Annotated in this window: 17 protein-coding genes; 9 read left to right on the forward strand and 8 right to left on the reverse strand. The window is 63.6% G+C overall.

What is annotated here, in order from left to right; genetic code table 11:
• Positions 1 to 16 precede the first annotated feature (16 nt).
• Positions 17 to 928 carry a hypothetical protein gene (locus KJP30_RS17285; protein ID WP_218450584.1) on the reverse strand — a complete coding sequence of 304 codons (912 nt, stop codon included), beginning with the start codon at positions 926 to 928 and terminating at the stop codon, positions 17 to 19.
• Positions 929 to 1,240: 312 nt separating this feature from the next.
• On the opposite strand from KJP30_RS17285, the gene prpE reads away from it, so the two are divergent.
• Complete coding sequence (gene prpE / locus KJP30_RS17290) at positions 1,241 to 3,133, forward strand: propionyl-CoA synthetase (RefSeq protein ID WP_218450585.1); 1,893 nt, start codon at positions 1,241 to 1,243, stop codon at positions 3,131 to 3,133.
• A gap of 147 nt (positions 3,134 to 3,280) precedes the next feature.
• Here prpE and KJP30_RS17295 read toward each other — a convergent pair whose 3' ends face one another.
• The gene (locus KJP30_RS17295) at positions 3,281 to 5,560 is read right to left on the reverse strand and encodes an NADP-dependent malic enzyme (protein ID WP_218450586.1); all 2,280 of its coding nucleotides are present in this window, start codon (positions 5,558 to 5,560) and stop codon (positions 3,281 to 3,283) included.
• A 204-nt stretch (positions 5,561 to 5,764) separates the two neighbouring features.
• Between KJP30_RS17295 and KJP30_RS17300 the strand changes: the two genes are divergently transcribed.
• The 6 genes from KJP30_RS17300 to KJP30_RS24930 all read left to right on the forward strand — a co-directional run bounded on the left by KJP30_RS17300 (position 5,765) and on the right by KJP30_RS24930 (position 11,762).
• Positions 5,765 to 6,202 (forward strand): cytidine deaminase, encoded by a 438-nt coding sequence (locus KJP30_RS17300; RefSeq protein WP_261390966.1) that lies wholly within the window; start codon positions 5,765 to 5,767, stop codon positions 6,200 to 6,202.
• Complete coding sequence (locus KJP30_RS17305) at positions 6,202 to 7,494, forward strand: thymidine phosphorylase (RefSeq protein WP_218450588.1); 1,293 nt, start codon at positions 6,202 to 6,204, stop codon at positions 7,492 to 7,494. Before KJP30_RS17300 ends, KJP30_RS17305 begins: the two co-directional genes overlap by 1 nt.
• Entirely contained in the window at positions 7,491 to 8,696 is a 1,206-nt protein-coding gene (locus KJP30_RS17310) for a phosphopentomutase (protein ID WP_218450966.1), read from the forward strand. The genes KJP30_RS17305 and KJP30_RS17310 overlap by 4 nt, the downstream gene beginning before the upstream one ends.
• The gene (locus tag KJP30_RS17315) at positions 8,693 to 9,724 is read left to right on the forward strand and encodes an adenosine deaminase (protein WP_224874578.1); all 1,032 of its coding nucleotides are present in this window, start codon (positions 8,693 to 8,695) and stop codon (positions 9,722 to 9,724) included. The genes KJP30_RS17310 and KJP30_RS17315 overlap by 4 nt, the downstream gene beginning before the upstream one ends.
• Complete coding sequence (gene upp / locus KJP30_RS17320; protein ID WP_218450589.1) at positions 9,721 to 10,353, forward strand: uracil phosphoribosyltransferase; 633 nt, start codon at positions 9,721 to 9,723, stop codon at positions 10,351 to 10,353. Before KJP30_RS17315 ends, upp begins: the two co-directional genes overlap by 4 nt.
• Before the next feature lie 467 nt (positions 10,354 to 10,820).
• Positions 10,821 to 11,762 (forward strand): SPOR domain-containing protein, encoded by a 942-nt coding sequence (locus tag KJP30_RS24930; RefSeq protein WP_343222793.1) that lies wholly within the window; start codon positions 10,821 to 10,823, stop codon positions 11,760 to 11,762.
• 54 nt (positions 11,763 to 11,816) lie between these two features.
• Here KJP30_RS24930 and KJP30_RS17330 read toward each other — a convergent pair whose 3' ends face one another.
• The 3 genes from KJP30_RS17330 to KJP30_RS17340 form a co-directional block, all read right to left on the reverse strand.
• Positions 11,817 to 12,833: a hypothetical protein gene (locus KJP30_RS17330; protein ID WP_218450591.1), complete on the reverse strand. Its 1,017-nt coding sequence runs from the start codon at positions 12,831 to 12,833 to the stop codon at positions 11,817 to 11,819.
• Positions 12,834 to 12,915: 82 nt separating this feature from the next.
• Positions 12,916 to 13,206, reverse strand: coding sequence for a DUF1330 domain-containing protein (locus KJP30_RS17335; RefSeq protein WP_218450592.1), 291 nt, complete (start codon positions 13,204 to 13,206; stop codon positions 12,916 to 12,918).
• A 113-nt stretch (positions 13,207 to 13,319) separates the two neighbouring features.
• Entirely contained in the window at positions 13,320 to 14,948 is a 1,629-nt protein-coding gene (locus tag KJP30_RS17340; RefSeq protein ID WP_218450593.1) for an AMP-binding protein, read from the reverse strand.
• A 109-nt stretch (positions 14,949 to 15,057) separates the two neighbouring features.
• Between KJP30_RS17340 and KJP30_RS17345 the strand changes: the two genes are divergently transcribed.
• Positions 15,058 to 15,711 (forward strand): sulfotransferase family 2 domain-containing protein, encoded by a 654-nt coding sequence (locus KJP30_RS17345; protein WP_218450594.1) that lies wholly within the window; start codon positions 15,058 to 15,060, stop codon positions 15,709 to 15,711.
• Between the two features lie 8 nt (positions 15,712 to 15,719).
• Here KJP30_RS17345 and KJP30_RS17350 read toward each other — a convergent pair whose 3' ends face one another.
• Together KJP30_RS17350 and KJP30_RS17355 are read right to left on the reverse strand one after the other, a co-directional pair.
• The gene (locus tag KJP30_RS17350; protein ID WP_218450595.1) at positions 15,720 to 16,067 is read right to left on the reverse strand and encodes an SH3 domain-containing protein; all 348 of its coding nucleotides are present in this window, start codon (positions 16,065 to 16,067) and stop codon (positions 15,720 to 15,722) included.
• 125 nt (positions 16,068 to 16,192) lie between these two features.
• Positions 16,193 to 16,819 carry a ribonuclease T2 family protein gene (locus KJP30_RS17355; protein WP_425515724.1) on the reverse strand — a complete coding sequence of 209 codons (627 nt, stop codon included), beginning with the start codon at positions 16,817 to 16,819 and terminating at the stop codon, positions 16,193 to 16,195.
• A 167-nt stretch (positions 16,820 to 16,986) separates the two neighbouring features.
• On the opposite strand from KJP30_RS17355, the gene KJP30_RS17360 reads away from it, so the two are divergent.
• Positions 16,987 to 17,748, forward strand: coding sequence for a DUF1013 domain-containing protein (locus KJP30_RS17360; protein ID WP_218450597.1), 762 nt, complete (start codon positions 16,987 to 16,989; stop codon positions 17,746 to 17,748).
• 119 nt (positions 17,749 to 17,867) lie between these two features.
• Here KJP30_RS17360 and KJP30_RS17365 read toward each other — a convergent pair whose 3' ends face one another.
• Positions 17,868 to 19,808: a hypothetical protein gene (locus tag KJP30_RS17365; protein WP_218450598.1), complete on the reverse strand. Its 1,941-nt coding sequence runs from the start codon at positions 19,806 to 19,808 to the stop codon at positions 17,868 to 17,870.
• Positions 19,809 to 19,897 lie beyond the last annotated feature (89 nt).

Here is a 19,897-nt window from a genome sequence, read left to right on the forward strand (position 1 = left end):
CCCTGCGCGCCGGTTCCTACTGCTGGGGTTTCAGGTCGAAGCCGTCAAGTTCATAGCGCTTGCCACAGGGGCCGGCGTCCTCGGACTCGCCACAGGCGGATCCCTTGAAGCTGAGCGTCAGGACGCCCGGCTGGCCGGTGACGGCGGCATCCTGAATCGCGTTCAGGAACACGCGGCGATAGCGGCCATCCTCCAGCCCGATCCAGAACGAGGTCAGGCATCCCGCCGGGCCGCAGACCATGTCAGGTGTGCTGTCACAGACCATGGCGCCATGGTTGACGCGCAGGTCCAACGGCGGTTTGCCATCAATATCCAGCGTCTGCTGGAATCCGGTGCCGACGGTCAGTTGACCATCCAGAACCGAGCAAGCCTCCCGCATGTCGCCCAAGATCTGCGCGGCGGGGTCCTTGAGCGTGCGGCGTTCCAGTTCACGTTCCGCGAAATCGGGCAGCGGGCAGTATTTCTGCACCTCGGTGATCGCAGCGTTAGAGCCGATCAGGGTAAAGCGATGGATCTCGGGCGCGCTGTCCGCGCTGTACCAGACATGCAACTGCGCCCGGATCCCGGCCTTCAGGCGGTTGATGCCCCGCAGATGCGTTTCTTCCAGCGGGGCATGAAAGCTTTCCAGCCCGCTGTGGCTGAAATCCAGCGACCCGGCCAGTTGCGATCCGACGAATAGCAGCGTGTCCAGACGCGGTGCGGCCACCATGTCTGGCATGTTCTGCGAGGTCAGCCGATAGGACAAGGGATCGCCCTGCGCGCAAGCCAGTTCAAAGCAAAGCCTTTGGTCCGATCCGTTGCAGACGCGGGCCGCGTGGTCGGTTGCACCTTCGCCGCCGATGAACTCCCAATTCGCCATGGCGGTGCCGGTCCAGGACCAGAAAGCGGCAATGGCGAGGATCAGCGCCCTGAAGGCCTTGCTTTGCATCGAGATTCTCCTTTCGCGAGTTCCGGGGATGAGTCCATGGCATCGCGGGCAGGTCAAGCCGTGAGCCTCATCACTTCTGCGCAATGCGTCTTTCCGCAGTAACTTTGCAACCTTGGCACCAAGGCCGAATCGAAACTTTGCAAACTGGGTGAATCATCAAATCAGGCAGCAATTATTCGGCGGGTTTGCAAATCTTTGCAGGCGGATTCCGCAAATCTTCTGCGATAATGTGTCCTGACCGTCGGTAACAGGCTTGCCCGGTCGCGGACGCAGCGCCTAAGCGATTTGTCAGGGAATAGAGGAGGCAACCCCATGGGCTATCAAGACGTGTATGACAGCGCTCAGGCCGATCCGGAAGGCTTCTGGATGGCCGCGGCCGAGGCGATCGACTGGGAAAAGAAGCCTTCGAAGGCGCTCTTTGACCGGGGCGATCACATGTACGAATGGTTCGCCGACGGCATGGTCAATACCTGCTGGAACGCGGTGGACCGCCATGTCGAAGCGGGCCGGGGCGAACAGACCGCCATCATCTACGATAGCCCGATCACCCATACCAAGCGCGAGATTTCCTACGTCGAACTGCGCAACCGGGTTGCCAACCTTGCCGGAGCCCTGCGCGCCAAGGGCGTCGAAAAAGGCGACCGCGTCATCATCTACATGCCGATGATCCCCGAGGCGCTGGAGGCCATGCTGGCCTGTGCCCGCCTTGGCGCCGTGCATTCGGTCGTGTTCGGCGGTTTTGCCTCGAACGAGCTGGCGGTGCGGATCGACGACGCCAAGCCCAAATGCATCATCGCCGCCTCCTGCGGGATGGAACCGGGCCGCGTGGTCCACTACAAACCGCTGCTGGATGGCGCCATCGAACTGTCCGAGCACAAGCCCGATTTCTGCGTGATCTTCCAGCGCGAGCAGGAAGTGGCGCAGCTGATCGAGGGGCGCGACTATAACTGGCACGGGTTCCAGTACGGCGTCGAGCCGGCGGAATGTGTCCCGGTCGAGGGCAACCATCCTGCCTATATCCTCTATACCTCCGGCACCACCGGTCAGCCCAAGGGCGTCGTGCGCCCCACCGGCGGCCACCTCGTGGCGCTGAACTGGACCATGAAGAACCTCTACAACGTCGATCCCGGCGATGTCTTCTGGGCGGCCTCGGACGTGGGCTGGGTCGTAGGCCACAGCTATATCACCTACGGCCCGCTGGTTCACGGCAACACCACCATCGTCTTCGAGGGCAAGCCCGTGGGCACGCCCGATGCCGGCACCTTCTGGCGCGTGATCCAAGAGCACAAGGTCAAGAGCTTCTTCACCGCGCCCACGGCTTTCCGGGCCGTGAAACGCGAAGACCCCAAGGGTGAATTTGTCAAGAAATACGACCTCTCGGGCCTGCGGGCGGTTTTCCTTGCCGGCGAACGCGCGGACCCGGACACCATCGAATGGGCGCAAAACCAGCTGAACGTGCCGGTGATCGACCACTGGTGGCAGACGGAGACCGGCTATTGCATCGCCGGCAACCCCTTGGGGATCGAAGAGCTGCCGATCAAGCTGGGTTCTCCGGCAAAGCCGATGCCGGGCTATGACATCCAGATCCTCGACGAAGGCGGACACCAGATGCCGCGCGGCGAATTGGGCGCAATCGCGATCAAGCTGCCGCTGCCGCCGGGAACACTGCCGACGCTGTGGAACGCCGAGGCGCGGTTCAAGAAAAGCTACCTTGAACATTTCCCCGGTTACTATGAAACCGGCGACGCGGGCATGATTGATGAGGACGGATATGTCTACATCATGGCGCGCACCGATGACGTCATCAACGTCGCGGGCCACCGCCTGTCCACCGGCGGCATGGAAGAGGTGCTGGCCGCCCATCCCGACGTGGCCGAATGCGCGGTGATCGGTGTGACCGACCAGCTGAAAGGTCAGTTGCCGCTGGGCTTCCTCTGCCTGAACGCGGGCACCAACCGCCCGCATGACGAGATCGTCAAGGAAAGCGTCAAACTGGTGCGCGAAAAGATCGGCCCTGTTGCGGCGTTCAAGCTCGCCTGCGTGGTGGACCGCCTGCCCAAGACCCGCTCGGGCAAGATCCTGCGCGGCACCATGGTCTCCATCGCGGACGGGAAAGACTACAAGATGCCCGCCACGATCGACGATCCGGCAATTCTGGATGAGATCAAAGAAGCCCTGCAAGCACTGGGTTACGCCAAGGGCTGACACCCGGCGGGCGTTGCGGGACTCTTTTCCCAACCGGTATGAGGGGCGCTGCGGCGCCCTTCTTTGGTTTTGTAAATACCTCGGGGGAGGCGCCGGAGGCGACGGGGGCAGAGCCCCCATCGCGCAGGTTCGGGCCGACGCGCGGTCTCAGCTGTAGTGGTCAACCGGGGTTCCGGCGATGGCCGCCATGTTCAGCAGGCCGCGCGCGGTGATCGACGGTGTTACGATATGGGCGCGGTTGCCCATGCCCATCAGGATCGGACCGACTTCCAGCCCGCCGCCCTTCATCTTGAGGATGTTGCGCGTGGCCGAGGCCGCATCCGCATGGCCAAAGATCAGCACGTTGGCCGCGCCTTTCATGCGGTTGCCGGGGAACAGGCGTTCGCGCAGATCGGGGTCCAGCGCGCTGTCCACGTTCATTTCGCCCTCGTAGCAGAAGTCGCAGCCGCGTTCGTCGAGGATCTCCAGCGCGTCGCGCAGCCGCTGACCCGAGCCTTCGGACTGGTTGCCGAATTGCGATTGCGAGCAGAAGGCGACGTTGGGTTCGATGCCAAAGCGCCGCACGTGACGGGCGGCACCGACGGCGGTCTGTGCCAGTTCATCGGGTTTGGGCAACTGTCGGACATGGGTGTCGGCGATGAACAGGGGGCCGTCTTCGAGGATCATCAGCGACAGCGCCCCATGCGGGTGCAATTTCTTGGTGCCAAGGATCTGACGCACGTAATTCAGGTGCCAGCGATATTCGCCGAAGGTGCCGCAGATCAGGCTGTCGGCCTCGCCGCGATGCACCATGATGGCGCCGATGGCGGTGGTGTTGGTGCGCATGATCGCGCGGGCCAGATCGGGGGTGACGCCGCGGCGGGCCATGATCTGGTGATAGGTTTCCCAGTAATCGCGATAGCGCGGGTCGTTTTCCGGGTTCACGATGTTGAAATCGCGATCCGGCCGGATTTCAAGGCCAAGCCGTTCGCAGCGCGTGTTGATGACCTCGGGGCGGCCGATCAGGATCGGCGTCTCGGTGGTCTCTTCCAGGATCGCCTGCGCGGCGCGCAGCACGCGTTCGTCCTCGCCCTCGGCAAAGACGATGCGGCGGCTGGCGGTGGCGGCGGCCTGAAAGACCGGGCGCATCAGCAGGGCGGACTTATAGACGCTGGCGTCGAGGCGCTGCTTGTAGGCGTCCAGATCGGCCAGCGGACGGGTGGCGACACCGCTTTCCATCGCCGCGCGCGCCACGGCCGAGGACACGATGCCCGACAGGCGCGGATCAAACGGTTTCGGGATCAGGTATTCCGTGCCAAAGGTCAGCTGCTCCCCGCTATAGGCCGCAGCGGCCTCGGCGCTGGTGGTGGCGCGGGCGAGGGCCGCGATGCCCTCGACACAGGCCACCTGCATGGCGTCGTTGATCTCGGTCGCGCCCACGTCCAGCGCGCCCCGGAAGATGAAGGGGAAACAGAGGACGTTGTTGACCTGATTGGGGAAATCGCTGCGGCCCGTGGCGATGATCGCATCCGGCGCGGCCTCGCGGGCGAGGTCGGGCATGATCTCGGGGGTCGGGTTGGCAAGGGCAAAGATGATCGGACGGTCGGCCATGCGGGCCACCTGTTCCGGCTTCAGGACGCCGGGGCCGGACAGGCCGAGGAAAAGGTCGGCACCGTCGATCACATCGTCCAGCGTGCGCTTGTCCGAGGGCTGCGCAAAGCAGGATTTCTGCGGGTTCATGTCCTCTTCGCGGCCTTCGTAGACCAGCCCGTGAATGTCACAGAGCCAGACGTTCTCGCGCTTGACGCCCAGCTTCAGCAACATGTTCAGGCAGGCGATACCTGCCGCGCCGCCGCCGGTGGACACCACCTTGATGTCGGCCCAGTCCTTGCCCGCCACATGCAGCGCATTGGTCGCCGCCGCCCCGACGACGATGGCGGTGCCGTGCTGATCGTCGTGGAAAACCGGGATGTTCATCCGTTCGCGGCAAATTCGTTCAACGATAAAACAATCCGGCGCCTTGATGTCTTCGAGGTTGATCGCGCCAAAGGTCGGTTCCAGCGCGCAGACGATATTGGCCAGTTTCTCGGGATCGGGTTCGTTCACCTCGATGTCGAAACAGTCGATGTTGGCGAATTTCTTGAACAGGACGGCCTTGCCTTCCATCACCGGTTTCGAGGCCAGCGCACCGATATTTCCCAGCCCCAACACCGCCGTTCCGTTGGAAACCACCGCAACGAGGTTGCCGCGCGTGGTGTAACGGGCGGCCGCGCTTTCATCGGCCTTGATTTCAAGGCAGGCCTCGGCGACCCCCGGAGAGTAGGCCCGGCTGAGGTCGCGCCCGTTGGCCAGTGGCTTGGTCGCGCGGACTTCCAGCTTTCCGGGTTTGGGGTTCTCGTGGTAAAACAGGGCCGCTTGGCGCAATGTTTCGTTGGGTGTATCGGTCATGAAGAGCCCCTCCCGAGGAATTTGTTTAGCGTTAAACGATCCCTGGCTCCCGCGATCAGGAGTCGCGGCTGCGATACCAGTTTAGATCATCCTTGAAAATTGCAAACCGCCGCGTTTCGCGGGGCAAATGTGGCTGTTCCCGCTAACAGTGCCGCTGCGCGCCCCCTTGCAATCCGCAGGGCGGCTTCGCAACATGGGGCGCAACTGTCGAGGGAGATCCTGCGCATGGCCCAACCCACCAGCGAAACCGCCGATCTGGCCGAAGCGGCCCGCGCCGTGCGCGAAAACGCCTATGCGCCCTATTCGCATTTCAAGGTAGGGGCCGCCCTGCGCACGCCGTCCGGCGCGGTTTTTGTGGGCTGCAACGTGGAAAACGTGGCCTATCCCGAAGGCACCTGCGCCGAAGCGGGGGCCATTGCGGCCATGATCGCCGCGGGTGAAACCGAAATCGCCGAGGCCTATGTCATCGCCGACAGCGCCCACCCGGTGCCGCCCTGCGGCGGATGTCGGCAGAAACTTTTCGAATTTGCCAAGGCCGGAACGCCGGTTACCCTGGCGACCGTCGATGGCGCGGAACAAAAGGTCAGCGTGGCCGACTTGCTGCCGGGGGCCTTTGCGAACAGCCACATGGATCGCGCCTGATGGATGCCCGCGGCGTCATTTCCGAACTGCGCAAGGGAGAAGAACCGTCCACCCGTGAACTGGCGTGGTTTGCGCAGGGACTGGCCGATGGCACCGTCAGTGCCGCGCAGGCCGGGGCTTTTGCCATGGGGGTCTGCCTGCGCGGCTTGTCAGAAGCGGGACGCGTGGCGTTGACTCTGGCCATGCGGGATTCCGGTCATGTGCTGGACTGGGATCTGGACGCGCCAGTGGTGGACAAACATTCGACCGGCGGCGTGGGCGACTGCGCCTCTTTGGTTCTGGCCCCGGCGCTGGCCGCCTGCGGGGTCTACGTGCCGATGATCTCGGGGCGCGGCCTTGGGCATACGGGCGGTACGCTGGACAAGCTGGAGGCGATCCCGGGCTATTCCGTTTCGGTCGATGAGACCATGTTGCGCCACGTTGTAAACGAAGCAGGATGTGCCATCGTCAGCGCCTCGGCTGACATTGCCCCGGCGGACAAGCGACTTTATGCTATCCGGGACGTGACCGGGACGGTCGAAAGCCTTGACCTGATTACCGCCTCGATCTTGTCGAAGAAACTGGCCGCCGGGCTGCAATCGCTGGTTCTGGACGTCAAGACCGGTTCGGGTGCCTTCATGAAGACGCGGGACGAGGCGCGTGCCCTTGCCGAGGCGCTGGTCAGCACGGCCAATGCCGCCGGGTGCCCGACAACCGCCCTGCTGACCGATATGTCCCAGCCGCTGGCGCCCGCGCTGGGCAATGCGCTGGAGGTCGACGTGTCGATGGCGGTGCTGACGGGGCAGGACAAGGGACCGCTGTATGAACTCAGCGTCGCGCTGGGGACGGAGCTGTTGCAGACGGCCGGGATCACCGGGGGCGAGGCAAAGCTGCGCAAGGCCATAGCCAGCGGCGCGGCGGCAGAACGGTTCGGGCGGATGATCTATGCGCTGGGCGGGCCGCTGTCCTTTGTCGAGGATTGGCGCCGGTTCCTGCCTGAAGCGACCGTAATTCTGGAAGTGCCGGCCCAGACGGACGGCGTTGTCACCGCGATCGACGGCGAGGCGCTGGGCCTTGCGGTGGTGGATCTTGGCGGCGGACGCCGGGTGGAAACGGATCAGGTAAACCCGGCGGTGGGGCTGTCGGACGTCGTGCGGCTGGGCACGCGCCTGTCGCGGGGGCAACCTTTGTGCCGGGTCCATGCGGCGCGTGAAGAACAGGCCGCGGCAGCCGCGCTGGCAGTGATGAAGGCCGTCACGCTGGGTGACGCGGCCTCTGCCGATGTGCCTCTGGTGTTGGAACGGGTAAGCTGATGCGCGCATTCCTCGTTGTCATGGACTCGGTCGGGATCGGCGGCGCGCCGGACGCGGACCGTTATTTCAACGATGGCCAGCCGGATACCGGTGCCGATACCTTGGGCCATATCCTTGACGCCTGTGCGCGCGGCGCGGCCGAGGATGGCCGCAGCGGGCCGTTATATCTGCCCAATCTTGCGGCGCTGGGCTTGTACCGGGCGGCGGATCTTGCCACAGGCGGTGCCCGCGCGGATGCAACGACGATCACCGGACTGTGGGGCGCGGCGACGGAGGTCTCCAAGGGCAAGGACACGCCCTCGGGCCATTGGGAACTGGCGGGGCTTCCCGTGCCTTGGGACTGGCACTATTTCCCCGACACCGTACCCGCCTTTCCCCAAGATCTGATCGCCGAGGTTTGCCGCATTGCAGGCACCGAAGCGGTGCTGGCCAATTGCCACGGATCGGGCACGGTGATGCTGGAGGATTACGGGGCCGAACATATCCGCACCGGTTGGCCGATCTGCTATACATCGGCCGACAGCGTGTTCCAGATCGCCGCGCATGAAGAGCATTTTGGCCTCGAACGGCTGCTGGCGCTTTGCGAAAAGCTGGCCCCGACCCTGCACGCGATGAAGGTGGGCCGGGTGATTGCGCGGCCCTTTGTCGGTGAGCCGGGCAGTTTCAAACGCACGATCAACCGGCATGACTATGCCATAAAGCCACCCAGTCCGATCCTGACGAACTGGGTGCAGGAGGCCGGGCGCCGTGTCTATGCCGTGGGCAAAATCGGTGACATCCTGTCCATGAGCGGCATCGACGAGGTGCGCAAAGGTGATGACGCCACGCTGATGGGGCACCTGTCGGATCTGGTGGATGAGGCCGAGGAAGGATCGTTGACCTTTGCCAATTTCGTCGAGTTCGACAGCCTTTACGGCCACCGGCGCAATATCGCGGGCTATGCGCGACACCTGGAATGGTTCGACGCAGAACTGGGACGGCTGCTGCCGAAACTGCGCGAAGGTGACATGCTGCTGGTCACCGCCGATCATGGCAATGATCCCAGCTGGATCGGCACCGACCACACGCGCGAACGCGTGCCGGTCTTGATCGCAGGTAAAGGTGCGGGCAGCATCGGGCAGGTTGCATTTGCCGACGTTGCGGCCTCTATCGCGGAGCATCTGAAAGTTCCGGCGCAAGGGCCGGGAAGGAGTTTCCTGTGACAGAAGAAGACCGCCGCCCGATCACGGACGAAGAGCAACTGGACCGCATTGCGCGCCTGCCCAAGGTTGAATTGCATCTGCATTTCGAAGGCGGTGCGCCGCCTGCCTTTATTCGCGGGTTGGCCAAAGAAAAGAACGCCGACATCAGCGGGATCTTCAACGAGGACGGATCTTACGCCTATCGCGACTTCTGGCATTTTCTCGAAGTCTATGAGGCGGCGACCTCTGTCCTGAAAACGCCCGAGGATTTCGGGCGGCTGTGTACGGCGGTTCTGGAGGAAAGCGCCGCCAATGGCGTGGTGTATTCCGAAACCTTCCTCAGCCCCGATTTCTGCGGCGGTGGCGATGTTGCGGCGTGGAAGGAATATCTGCACGCGATCCGCGAAGCCGCCGATGCGGCCGAGCGCGACATGGGCATCACCCTGCGCGGCATCGTTACCTGTATCCGCCATTTCGGCCCGGAACAGGCCAAGCGCGCCGCGCTGTGCGCGGCAGAGACCGCCGGCGACTGGCTTGTGGGCTTTGGCATGGGCGGGGATGAGAAGAAAGGCAAGCAGCGCGACTTTGCCTATAGTTTTGACATGGCGCGCGAGGCGGGCCTGCGGCTGACCACCCACGCCGGAGAATGGAACGGCCCGCAAGAGGTTCGTGACGCGGTTGAGGATCTGCGTGTTGAACGGATCGGCCACGGCGTCCGCGCGGCCGCAGATCTTGCCGTGGTCGACATGCTGGCCGAGCGTGAAATCACGTTGGAGGTTTGCCCGGGGTCCAATGTCTTTTTGGGGGTCTACCCGTCGTTGCGGGCCCATCCCATCGATTTGCTGCGCAAACGCGGGGTCAAGGTTACGGTTTCGACCGACGACCCGCCGTTCTTTCACACCACCATGCGGGATGAGTACCTTGGGCTTGCCAAGAGCTTTGGTTGGGACGAAGAGGTGCTGTCAGAAATCAACCGAACCGCCCTCGATGCCGCTTTCTGCGATGCGGCCACGCGCGAGGCCGTGCAAAAGAGACTGGAGCAGCCATGAGCGAGCATCTCACCGTCGTCGATCACCCGCTGGTGCAGCACAAGCTGACATTGATGCGCGAACAGACCACGTCGACCGCAAGCTTTCGGCGGTTGCTGCGTGAAATCAGCCTGTTGCTGGCCTATGAAATCACCCGCGATCTGCCGATGTCGACCATGCGCATCGAAACGCCCCTGTGTGAGATGGACGCGCCCGTGATCGAAGGCAAAAAGCTGGCACTGGTGTCGATCCTGCGGGCAGGCAACGGGTTGCTGGACGGCATCCTTGAACTGATCCCGGCGGCGCGGGTCGGTTTTATCGGGCTGTACCGCGACGAGGAAACGCTGAAGCCGGTTCAATATTACAACAAGCTGCCCGAGCAGATGGGGGAACGCCGGACTATCGTCGTTGACCCGATGCTGGCGACGGGCAATTCTTCGGCGGCGGCGATCGACCTCATCAAAGAGGCCGGGGCCAAGGACATTCGGTTCCTTTGCCTGCTGGCCGCCCCCGAAGGCGTCAAGCGCATGGCCGAGGCGCACCCGGATGTGCCGGTGGTGACGGCCTCGCTGGACGAACGGCTGAACGAAAAGGGCTATATCGTTCCCGGCCTGGGCGATGCGGGCGACCGGATGTTCGGCACCAAATAAGGCCAGAGCTTTCGCAGCGGGCGCAGGCCGTGGAAATGGCATTCCGCCCGCTGCGACATTCCCGGCCATTGCGGCGATTGCGGGGTGCCACACCTGTGGACAACTCCGCCTGCCCAAGGTTTTCAAGGCTTTACAGGTTGTCTTTCAAGGGGGTACTCTAACGGTTATCATCTGTGGGGACAGACATGACCTTGAAAAAGCTCTCTTTTTTTGCGCTTGCCGTTTCCGGATTCGGAATTTTTTCTCTGCCAGCGGCCGCGCAAAACTCCGTCCGGGACGTTCCGGCCAACTTTCCACCAGCCTCTTTCACGGGCAAGCAGTTCGTTGACAGCCGCGGCTGCGTTTATGTGCGGGCGGGCTTTGACGGGGCCGTGACATGGGTGCCGCGCGTGTCGCGGCAACGCCAACACATTTGCGGGCAAACGCCAACCTTCGGGACCACCGCTGCCGCGGCACCGGCTGCCCCGGTGGCACCGAAACCCGCCGCCCCCAAAACCGTCGAGATCAAGATCGCTCCGGCGGCGAAACCCGCCGCACCGGTGCGTCAGGTCAAGACACCAGTGCGCGCCGCCAAGCCGGTCGCAGCCCAGCCGCCGCGCGTGGTGCGCCGTGTGCCCGCCGCACCCGCCCCGGCCCCGGTGGCCAAGAAACCGGTTGTCAAAAAGGTTGCGCCCGCCGCCGTGCAGGGACAGTTCGCCTGCGTCAACGGGGAAACCTATCGCGTCGTCAACGGTATGAAACTGCGTGCCAGCTGTGGTCCGCAAAAGACTCCGCACGCGACGATCATCCGCCGGGGCGAGGCACCCGCGCCGGGCAAAAATGTTTATTACAACAAGAACAGCTGGGAAGGCAGCAGCCTGACCCTGCCGCCCAATACCCGGATCGTGCCGGATCACGTCTTTGAACAGCGTGACACGCAGGTGGCACATGTGCCCGCGGGCTATCGCCCTGCATGGGTCGACGACCGGTTGAACCCCTACCGTGCATGGCAAACCGTGCAGGGGCATCAGGATACGCAGAAGGTCTGGACCAACACCGTCCCGCGCAAGCTTGTGACCGAGGTCCGTCGGCACGAGGTCAAGGCGCCGGTGATCGTGGGGCAGGCCAAGTCGCCGCTGCCCCTGACAGCCATCGTCACGACCTCTGGCCATGCGCCCAAAGCGGCCAGCGAGCCGCAGGTCAAGGTGGGGCGCTGGATCGAGGTCGGCGCGTTTACCACGCAGGACAAGGCGAAATCCGCCGCTCATCGGTTGCAGTCGGCGGGCCTGACGGTTCGCATGGCCAGCGCCACCCGGCATGGTCAGGCTTTTTCGCTGCTGCGCGTGGGGCCCTATGACTCGTTCGAACAGCTTCAGATGGCGCTGCGCCGGGTGCACGGCACCGGGTATACACAGGCCTACATCCGCTGAACCTGTATCAAACCTGATCGCCAAGCCCGCCCGCGCAACTTTGCGCGGGCGTTTTCATGCGCCGCAGATGCCTTGCAGGCGTACCCAGTCGGCGTCGCTCAGCACCTGACGGCTGCCTTCGGTGGCCCTTGGGTCGGCCTCGATCAGCGGCAGGGTGCGTTCACCGGTGATGTCCAGCGCATAGGCAAACGGAGAGCTGCGGATCTCGGCGGCGGCAAAGGCGGCGATCAAAGGGTCGATTGGCGGAAGGGGCGGTGTGTCGGCCATGACCTGTTCCGCATAGGCGGCCAGCGCATTGTCGGGCAGTTCGCCGGTGGTCAGCAGCCGCAGGCTGGCCACAAGACCGGCGTGATCCAACAGCGCAGCCAACGGATCGGTGCGGGATACCCGCACCGCTTCAGTAAGGACGAACCCGGCCGCCACGTCGGGATCTTCGTGATCCTCGACCACCGACCGGTTCAGCAGAATGATACCGCCCGGCAGATGGGCGCTGAGCTGGGCGCCGCCGGGCAGGATCACGATCCGGCCCCGTTCCAACAGTCGGGCTGACAGATGTTCAAGCGGCAGGCGCGCGTCGCGCGTATTGCAAGGCTTGCCCGCGACCCGTTCGATATGGCGCAAGAGTTTGTCGCCGATCTCGGCTCGCTTGACCGGAGGCACCACCGTCACCGCGTAGCGTTCCAGCGCGCCGGGCAACCAAAAGACCGCCGCTGCGGCCAGCGCCGCGAAAACGCCGCCCGTCAACAGAAAGCGCAGCTTGCCCGGCCGCGGGCGACGGCGTTCGATGGCGCGCAGCAGCCTGTCGATGCCTGCGATCATCTCGGTTTCCGAAGCCGGAAGCTCCAGCGTTTCGTCCGGCGCATTGTCCGGGTGGTAAATGGCGGGCAGGTCCTTGCCATTGGCGCGGTTCACTGCCCCCAGCGACCAATGCGCCAGCGCCGTGCCATTGATGTCCGAAAGCGTCAGCGTGGCCTCGCCCAGCGAAACGATAACCTCACGCCGCTGATCCTCTGGCGAGGGGCGCCAGAGGCCGGTCGCTTCGAGACGGGCAAATTGTTTAAGGGCGGTCATCGGGCGCTGCTCTGCCTCGGGTTTGGGCGACGCTAGCACGGGGGCGGGGGCTGGGCAATCGACCGGGGTGTGAGCGATTGCCTCAGCTGACGATTGAAACGCTGTAGGTCGAAAAGGCGCGGTCGCGCACGGGGATAAGCGCCTTGTATTCCTCGCTCTGAAACAGTGCGTGAACCGCATCCATGTCCGGGTATTCGACCACCATGATGGCCTCGGCGGGCTTGTTGCCGACCACCACGTCGCCCACCGGAAAATGCTGGGACAGTTTGCCCCCCACCTTGTCCAGCAGCGGCATGGCCACTCTGAGATAGGTTTCGTAATCGTCCTGATGCTCCGGGTTCGGGGTCAGGCAGGCGATGACATAGACGCTCATGAGGGCCCCGCAGTCTGTTGTAAATCAGGCGCACGTGACGGCAACATGCCAATGGTTGCAATGACAGATGTCATTGCAATCACTGTTTTCAAGGATTTTCGGGGGGGCGCCGCTTAGTCCAGCGTCTTGGCCGCTTCGCGCAGGGCGAATTTCTGGATCTTGCCGGTCGAGGTCTTGGGCAATTCCTGAAACACCACTTTCTTGGGCGTCTTGAACCCGGCCAGCCTTTCGCGGGCAAAGGCGATCAGGTCGGCTTCGGCGGCCTTGTGCCCGTCCTTCAGTTCGACAAAGGCGCAGGGCACTTCTCCCCATTTTTCGTCCGGCTTGGCCACCACGGCACAAAGCAGCACCGCGTCATGGGCCATAAGCACGCCTTCGACCTCGACCGACGAGATATTCTCGCCGCCCGAGATGATGATGTCCTTGGCGCGGTCGGCGATCTGCACATAGCTGTCGGGATGCTGCACGGCGATGTCGCCGGAATGGAAAAATCCGCCCTTGAAGGCCTCAGCCGTGGCCTTGGGGTTCTTGTAATAGCCTTTCATCACCCCGTTGCCACGGAACATGATTTCGCCCTTGGTCTCGCCATCGCGGGGGATGTCGGTGCCCTGCTCGTCATGCACCGTGACCTCTTCCATGAAGGGCATGGCCACGCCCTGACGCGCCTTGATCGCGGCGCGCTCGTCGCCTTGCAGTGGTTCCCATTCGGCCTTCCATGTGCATTCGGTCGCCGGGCCATAAACTTCTGTCAGCCCGTAGACCTGCGTGACGTTGAAGCCCATGGGTTCGATCTTGGCCAATGTGGCAGGGGCAGGGGGCGCACCCGCGGTAAAGACCTCGACAATATGGTCGAAGTCCCGCTTTTGGTCCTCTGGGGCGTTGACCAGCATGTTCAGCACGATGGGCGCGCCGCCGAAATGGGTCACGCCTTCGTCGGCGATGGCGTCATAGATGGCGGGCGCGGTGATGTCGCGGCAGCAGACCACGGTGCCGCCAAGCGCGGGCATCATCCACGTGTGGCACCAGCCGTTGCAGTGGAACAGCGGCACGATGGTCAGATAAACCGGGTGCAGCACCATGCGCCAGCTGACGATCTGGCCCATGGCGTTCAGATAGGCACCGCGATGGTGATAGACCACGCCCTTGGGCCGCCCTGTGGTGCCCGAGGTATAGTTCAGCGCGATGCTTTCCCATTCGTCCTCGGGCATGATCCAGTTGAAATCCGCATCGCCTGAGGCAAGGAAATCCTCGTATTCGGTGTAGTCGCCATAGGCATGAACGCCAGCGTGATCGTCGGCCACCTCGATCACGATGGGCGCGGGGCCTTCCATGTCTTCGATGGCGGCGGCCAGCACCGGCAGGAACTGCGGATCGCAGAGCACCAGCTTGGCACCGCCGTGGTCGAGGATGTAGGACACCGTGGCCACGTCCAGCCGCGTATTGATCGCGTTCAGGATCGCACCGCAGGCGGGCACGGCGAAATGCGCCTCGGCCTGGGCGGGAATGTTCGGCAGGATGGTGGCAACCACATCGCCCGGCTGTACACCCGCCTTTGACAGGGCCGAGGCCAGCCGCGTGACCCGTGCGATGTATTGGGCATAGGTCTTGCGATGGGGACCATAGACAACGGCAAGGTGATCGGGCCAGATCCCCGCCGCGCGGCGCAGAAAGCTGAGCGGTGTCAGCGGCACGTAGTTCGCGGCGTTGCGCCCCAATCCGGTTTCGTCAGCCAGCCACCCCATGAGTTCCTCCAAATGCCTCTGTTTGCGCGGAATATGCGCAAGATTCTTGCGCATGAAAAGCCCCGTAAGGGGGATTCATTTCGGTCCGGCCTGCGGCTAATCTGCGGGCATGATCCTGTCCCCGGGCCGCCGTTTCATCTTTGTCCACATCCCCAAGACTGGCGGCACTTCGATGGCGCTGGCGCTGGAGGCGCGGGCGCATCGTGATGACATCCTGATCGGGGACACGCCAAAGGCGCGCCGCCGCAGGGCTCGGGCCAAGGCATTGGCGGAACGGGCGCGGGGACGGATCTGGAAACATTCGACGCTGGCGGATCTGGACGGCGCCCTGAGCCGGGACGAGATCGGCACCATGTTCTGTTTCTGCCTTGTTCGGAATCCTTGGGACCGAGTGGTCAGCTATTACCACTGGCTGCGGGCGCAAGAGTTCGATCACCCGGCGGTGCCTCTGGCCAAGGCGCATGATTTCGCGGATTTCCTGCGGCATCCACATACGCAGGCGACCCTGCGTGCCTGGCCCTATGGGCGCTACATGCGCGATGCCTCTGGTGTGGAAAGGGGGCATTTCCTGCGGCTGGAGCATTTGGCCGCGGATATGGCACCCTTGGTCGGCCACCTCGGTTTCCGACCGGACATGCCGCATGAAAACCGCTCGGCCCGGGATAGGGACTACCGTGCATATTATGAGGCGGGGACCCGTGCTCTGGTTGCGGGCCTCTGCGCCGAAGACATCGCCCGTTTCGGTTATGCCTTCGACGACTGAGACAGGGCTCAGGGGCAGACACCGCCAATGTTCAAGTATCCGCCATAGACCCACCCGTTGGGGTTTGCCGCCCCCCAAAGCGGGTTGGTGCATCGCCCGGACATGCATTGGACCTGATACCAGCTGCCCGAGCGATTCCAGACGGAAATCTCGTCACCCAGATACAGCTCGCCGATCTGTTGATACCCCGAACCGGGGCCGGTCCGCACGGCCAGAAAACCGTTTCCGCCCGCATGGTTGTACTGGCTGATCGGACGAACCCCCACCACCCAGCCGGTACAATCCCCGGCCTGAACCTGCGGGGCCGAGGCGACGGCCAAAAGGGCCGCGGCGGCCAGCGTCTGAATGCGTGTCATCTGTTCCTCCCGGTTGATGGCTTGCGCCGCTCCGTCAGGAGCGAGCGGGAGAAATATCGCATTCCGATTTTTGCACGTCTTTGACCTGCGTCAGGCGGGCGGTGCCGGGGCCGCCCGCCGGACCGTCAGCGGATCGGCGTGAATTGCGCGTCTTTCAACGTACAGTCCCGCACCACGTCGCGACCGCAGGGCACCGGATCAAGGTCGCGCGACAGGCAGACGCGAACCTCTTGTATGTGGCTGTCCTTGCAGGTGACGGTGATCATGTCCGGCTCCAGCGTCGGATTGGCCTTGATAAAGGCCTCTTCGACCAGCGAGGCGGGCAGCGTCACGGGTTTGTCCAGCTTTCGAAAGACCTCGGGGCGGGTGATCCGTCCATACGCCTCACGTGAGAGCGCGTAGTATTGCGTGGCCGAAAGGCCAGAACAAACGCCGTGTTTCTTCCACTGGTGCCAGGCCAGACCGCCGGATCCCATGATGTCGGCCATCTCACCGGTCATCCGGCGCGAGGGTGCCCGTTCAACCGTGGGGCAAAAGGCTGGCCAGCCGCGATGGTACTGCGGCCACAGACCGTGCAGAATCCAGCCGGCATCTGTTTCGCATTGCTCTGCGTCGCGGGCATCGCCTTCCAGTGCGCACCAGTTCGGCGACCAGCTAAGCGCCATCACGTAGTAATCAAAGACCCCGGCTTTTTCACCATCCGCGCGCGACGCGCCGCCGATCAGGGCCAGAAACAGCACCAGAACACTCATCAAACGCATTTTTGCTTCCCCTTTGGCTTTGCGGTCACTATATAGACGCCGAGTTTCCCGACAACGGTAACCCGCTCCGCCCGCCGGAGCCGCCCTTGGCCCAGACCGGCCTCGGGCCGCGCAGGAGGCTTGCCAGCGGAACCGGTCATGACCAAGGAGTAGACGAAATGTCCAAGCTGCTGCACCCCAAGGCGACTGCCGTCTGGCTGGTGGACAATACCACGATGACCTTCAAGCAGATCGCCGATTTCACCGGGTTCCATGAACTGGAAATCCAGGGGATCGCCGACGGGGACGTGGCCACCGGGGTCAAGGGCTTTGACCCGGTTGCGAACAACCAGCTGGAACAGTCCGAGATCGACAAGGCGGAAAAGAACCCGCTGCACAAGCTGAAGCTCAAGCACAACCCCGCCGCCCGCGACGAGGAAAAGCGCCGTGGCCCGCGCTATACCCCGCTGTCCAAGCGGCAGGACCGTCCGAACGCGATCCTCTGGCTGGTCAAATTCCACCCGGAACTGGCAGACAGCCAGATTGCCAAGCTGGTGGGCACCACAAAGCCGACGATTCAGTCGATCCGCGAGCGCACGCACTGGAACATCCAGAACATGCAGCCCATCGACCCGGTGGCACTGGGTCTGTGCAAGCAATCCGAACTGGATGCTGCCGTGGCCAAGGCCGCGAAAGATCTGGAGCGGGTGATGACGGACGACGAGCGCCGCAAGCTGGTTTCGACCGAGCAGAGCCTCGACATGGATCCCGAACCCCGCCTGCCTTCGGCGATCGAGGGGCTTGAGACCTTCAGCCTGTCCGATCCGCGCGGCGATGAGGACGACGAAGACTCGCGCAAGAGCGACGATGATTACCTTGACGCGGACAGTTTCTTTAACCTGCCCGGCGGCGACAAGGACGACGACGAAGACGAACGCTGAGATGGACGGCGGGGCGCCGCTCCTGCCCCTTGCGGACCATATCGCCCCGCCCACCGTCCCACAAAGGGCGTCCCGATCCGGGGCGCCTTTTTTCTTTTCATTGGGAAATCAGGCGGACTTCAGAATTCCATGCCCAGCTTGATGCCCCAGAAGGTTTCACGATCGACGTCGCGCGACACCTCGGCACGACCCTTGAGCCCGGTTCTGCCGGTGTCAAAGCTGGTTCCCAGCGTCATGGCCCCGCCCCCACTGACATCGGCGGCATCAAAGCTGGTGCTGGCCCCGCCAAGTGAAAAGGTGATGTCGTCCGGCGTGCCGCCAAAGGTTGTCACCGCCAGATAGGGCCGCATCGACAGATCATCCATTTGCATCGGAAGGCCTATTTCCAGCCGCAATGCGGTGCTGGTTGTGGTCCGTTCACCGATCCGTCCCCCGGCAAGGCCGGTCACGTCGTACCCTTCGGTCTTGTGGCGGAGGTAGTCGCCCTGCACCACCATGTCGATGCCATATCCCGCCGTCGGATTCTGCCAGAGCAGGCCGGTGCCGCGCAGGCTGATCCCCAACAACTGACCGTCGAAATCGGCGGAACCGGTGCGGAAATCGGGGCTGCTGATCTTGTTGTGCGTCCGCCCGGCATAAAGCGCACCGTCATAGCTGAACCGGCCGCGTTCGCCAGAGATGCCAAGGCCCACGAAATAGGACCGGATCCGGGTTTCGGTCACACCATCGTCCAGATCGCTGGCACCCTGCCCATAGCCGATAAAGGGCGCAAGGCCAGCCCACCGCGTCGTATAGCCCAGCGTCACGCCGCGTCCGTCATAGTTCGCGCCCTGGCTGGCATCAGGAGCAATTGCGCCGGATGTGGCGAAGGTGCCCAGCCACGGCCCCTGTTCCGCGCGAAAATCCAACACGCTGCCGCCGATGCCCATACCCAGTTCGCGCGACAGGCGGTCCGCTGAGGAAACCGGGGCTTCGTCGACCACCACGAGGAACGGCGCACCCAGCGCGGCTGCCGGGATCTTGCCGCCGCCAAGGCCGGGCCCACTGCCATCGACAAGGAGAAAACCGCCCCCCTTGACCTCGATCGTTTCGGGCAGGCTGCCGAAGGTCAGAACCTGCGATTGCCGGGTCAGAACCCGCAGCGTGTCGGCTCCGGCCCCCATCTCGATCGCGCCGGTGATCCGGCTGCCGTCCAGCAGAGTCAGCATGTCGTCGCCGCCGCCAAGGTTCAGCGCGGTGCCGCCACGCCCGATCAACGTGCCCTTGTTCACGACTTCATGGACCGCCAGATCGCCCCCATCGGTGTTGATGGCGATCTCACCCTCGATGTGGCCAGTGTTGTAGACAAAGGACGGCCCGGCGGCGGGGGCGTCGAAATCGATCCCGTCCTCGGCCCCGAGGCTGATCAGCCTGCCGTGGTTGGTGATCCGTCCGCTGTCCAGATCAATGGCGTCCTGATCTCCGGTCGACTGGATCAGGCCCGAGTTCACGATCTCGGCAAAGTCTCCGGCGTTCACGCCGTCGTCGCCCGCGATGATCGTCCCGGTGTTCGTCACCTTCGCATGATCGACGTTGACGTTGATGCCTTCGTCCGGCGCGGTGATCGTGCCGTGGTTGATGACCAGCGGATTGTCTTCCAACTGGACACCATCGTCGTCGAGGCTGGTGATCACACCGTTGTTGATGACCACGCCATCGTTGTCGATATTGATACCGTCGCCGCCCACGCCGATCACGGTGCCGTTGTTGGTGACATGCACGTCATTGTCACCCTGAATCCCGTGGTCGCCCGGGCCTCGGACGGAACCGTCATTGACGATGATGACATTGTCATCCACCCGCAGGCCCCGGTCGCCGCCATCGATCACCCCGGTCGGGGTCACGGTGACGGTCCCGCCGTCGAACCCGCTGTCTTCGATGCCCAACCCGGTGCCGGCGCAGACAACCTCGTCGCCGTCATCCGGGGTGGCGGGAACACAGGCCGACTGTTGCGCCAGCGAAGCGACCGGGACGAGGGTGGCAAAGGCAACAGAGAGGGCAAGGACAGAAACGCGGTTCATCGAAAAGCCTTTTCGTAAAGAATGCGCCATGCCCGCTAAAGCGCCCATGTAACAGAACGGTATCGTCGCGGCGCTGTGCCGACGACTGC

The organism is Antarctobacter sediminis, from assembly GCF_019218285.1.
Taxonomy (GTDB): Bacteria; Pseudomonadota; Alphaproteobacteria; order Rhodobacterales; family Rhodobacteraceae; genus Antarctobacter; species Antarctobacter sediminis.

Excerpts from the sequence above, each read along its gene's own strand:
- KJP30_RS17305 (WP_218450588.1), top strand. The coding sequence starts at position 6,202 with ATGGATGCCCGCGGCGTCATTTCCGAACTGCGCAAGGGAGAAGAACCG.
- KJP30_RS17360 (WP_218450597.1), top strand. The coding sequence starts at position 16,987 with ATGTCCAAGCTGCTGCACCCCAAGGCGACTGCCGTCTGGCTGGTGGAC.
- upp (WP_218450589.1), top strand. The coding sequence starts at position 9,721 with ATGAGCGAGCATCTCACCGTCGTCGATCACCCGCTGGTGCAGCACAAG.
- KJP30_RS17340 (WP_218450593.1), bottom strand. The coding sequence starts at position 14,948 with ATGGGGTGGCTGGCTGACGAAACCGGATTGGGGCGCAACGCCGCGAAC.
- KJP30_RS17350 (WP_218450595.1), bottom strand. The coding sequence starts at position 16,067 with ATGACACGCATTCAGACGCTGGCCGCCGCGGCCCTTTTGGCCGTCGCC.
- prpE (WP_218450585.1), top strand. The coding sequence starts at position 1,241 with ATGGGCTATCAAGACGTGTATGACAGCGCTCAGGCCGATCCGGAAGGC.
- KJP30_RS17285 (WP_218450584.1), bottom strand. The coding sequence starts at position 928 with ATGCAAAGCAAGGCCTTCAGGGCGCTGATCCTCGCCATTGCCGCTTTC.
- KJP30_RS17365 (WP_218450598.1), bottom strand. The coding sequence starts at position 19,808 with ATGAACCGCGTTTCTGTCCTTGCCCTCTCTGTTGCCTTTGCCACCCTC.
- KJP30_RS17345 (WP_218450594.1), top strand. The coding sequence starts at position 15,058 with ATGATCCTGTCCCCGGGCCGCCGTTTCATCTTTGTCCACATCCCCAAG.
- KJP30_RS17295 (WP_218450586.1), bottom strand. The coding sequence starts at position 5,560 with ATGACCGATACACCCAACGAAACATTGCGCCAAGCGGCCCTGTTTTAC.
- KJP30_RS17335 (WP_218450592.1), bottom strand. The coding sequence starts at position 13,206 with ATGAGCGTCTATGTCATCGCCTGCCTGACCCCGAACCCGGAGCATCAG.
- KJP30_RS17355 (WP_425515724.1), bottom strand. The coding sequence starts at position 16,819 with ATGAGTGTTCTGGTGCTGTTTCTGGCCCTGATCGGCGGCGCGTCGCGC.
- KJP30_RS17330 (WP_218450591.1), bottom strand. The coding sequence starts at position 12,833 with ATGACCGCCCTTAAACAATTTGCCCGTCTCGAAGCGACCGGCCTCTGG.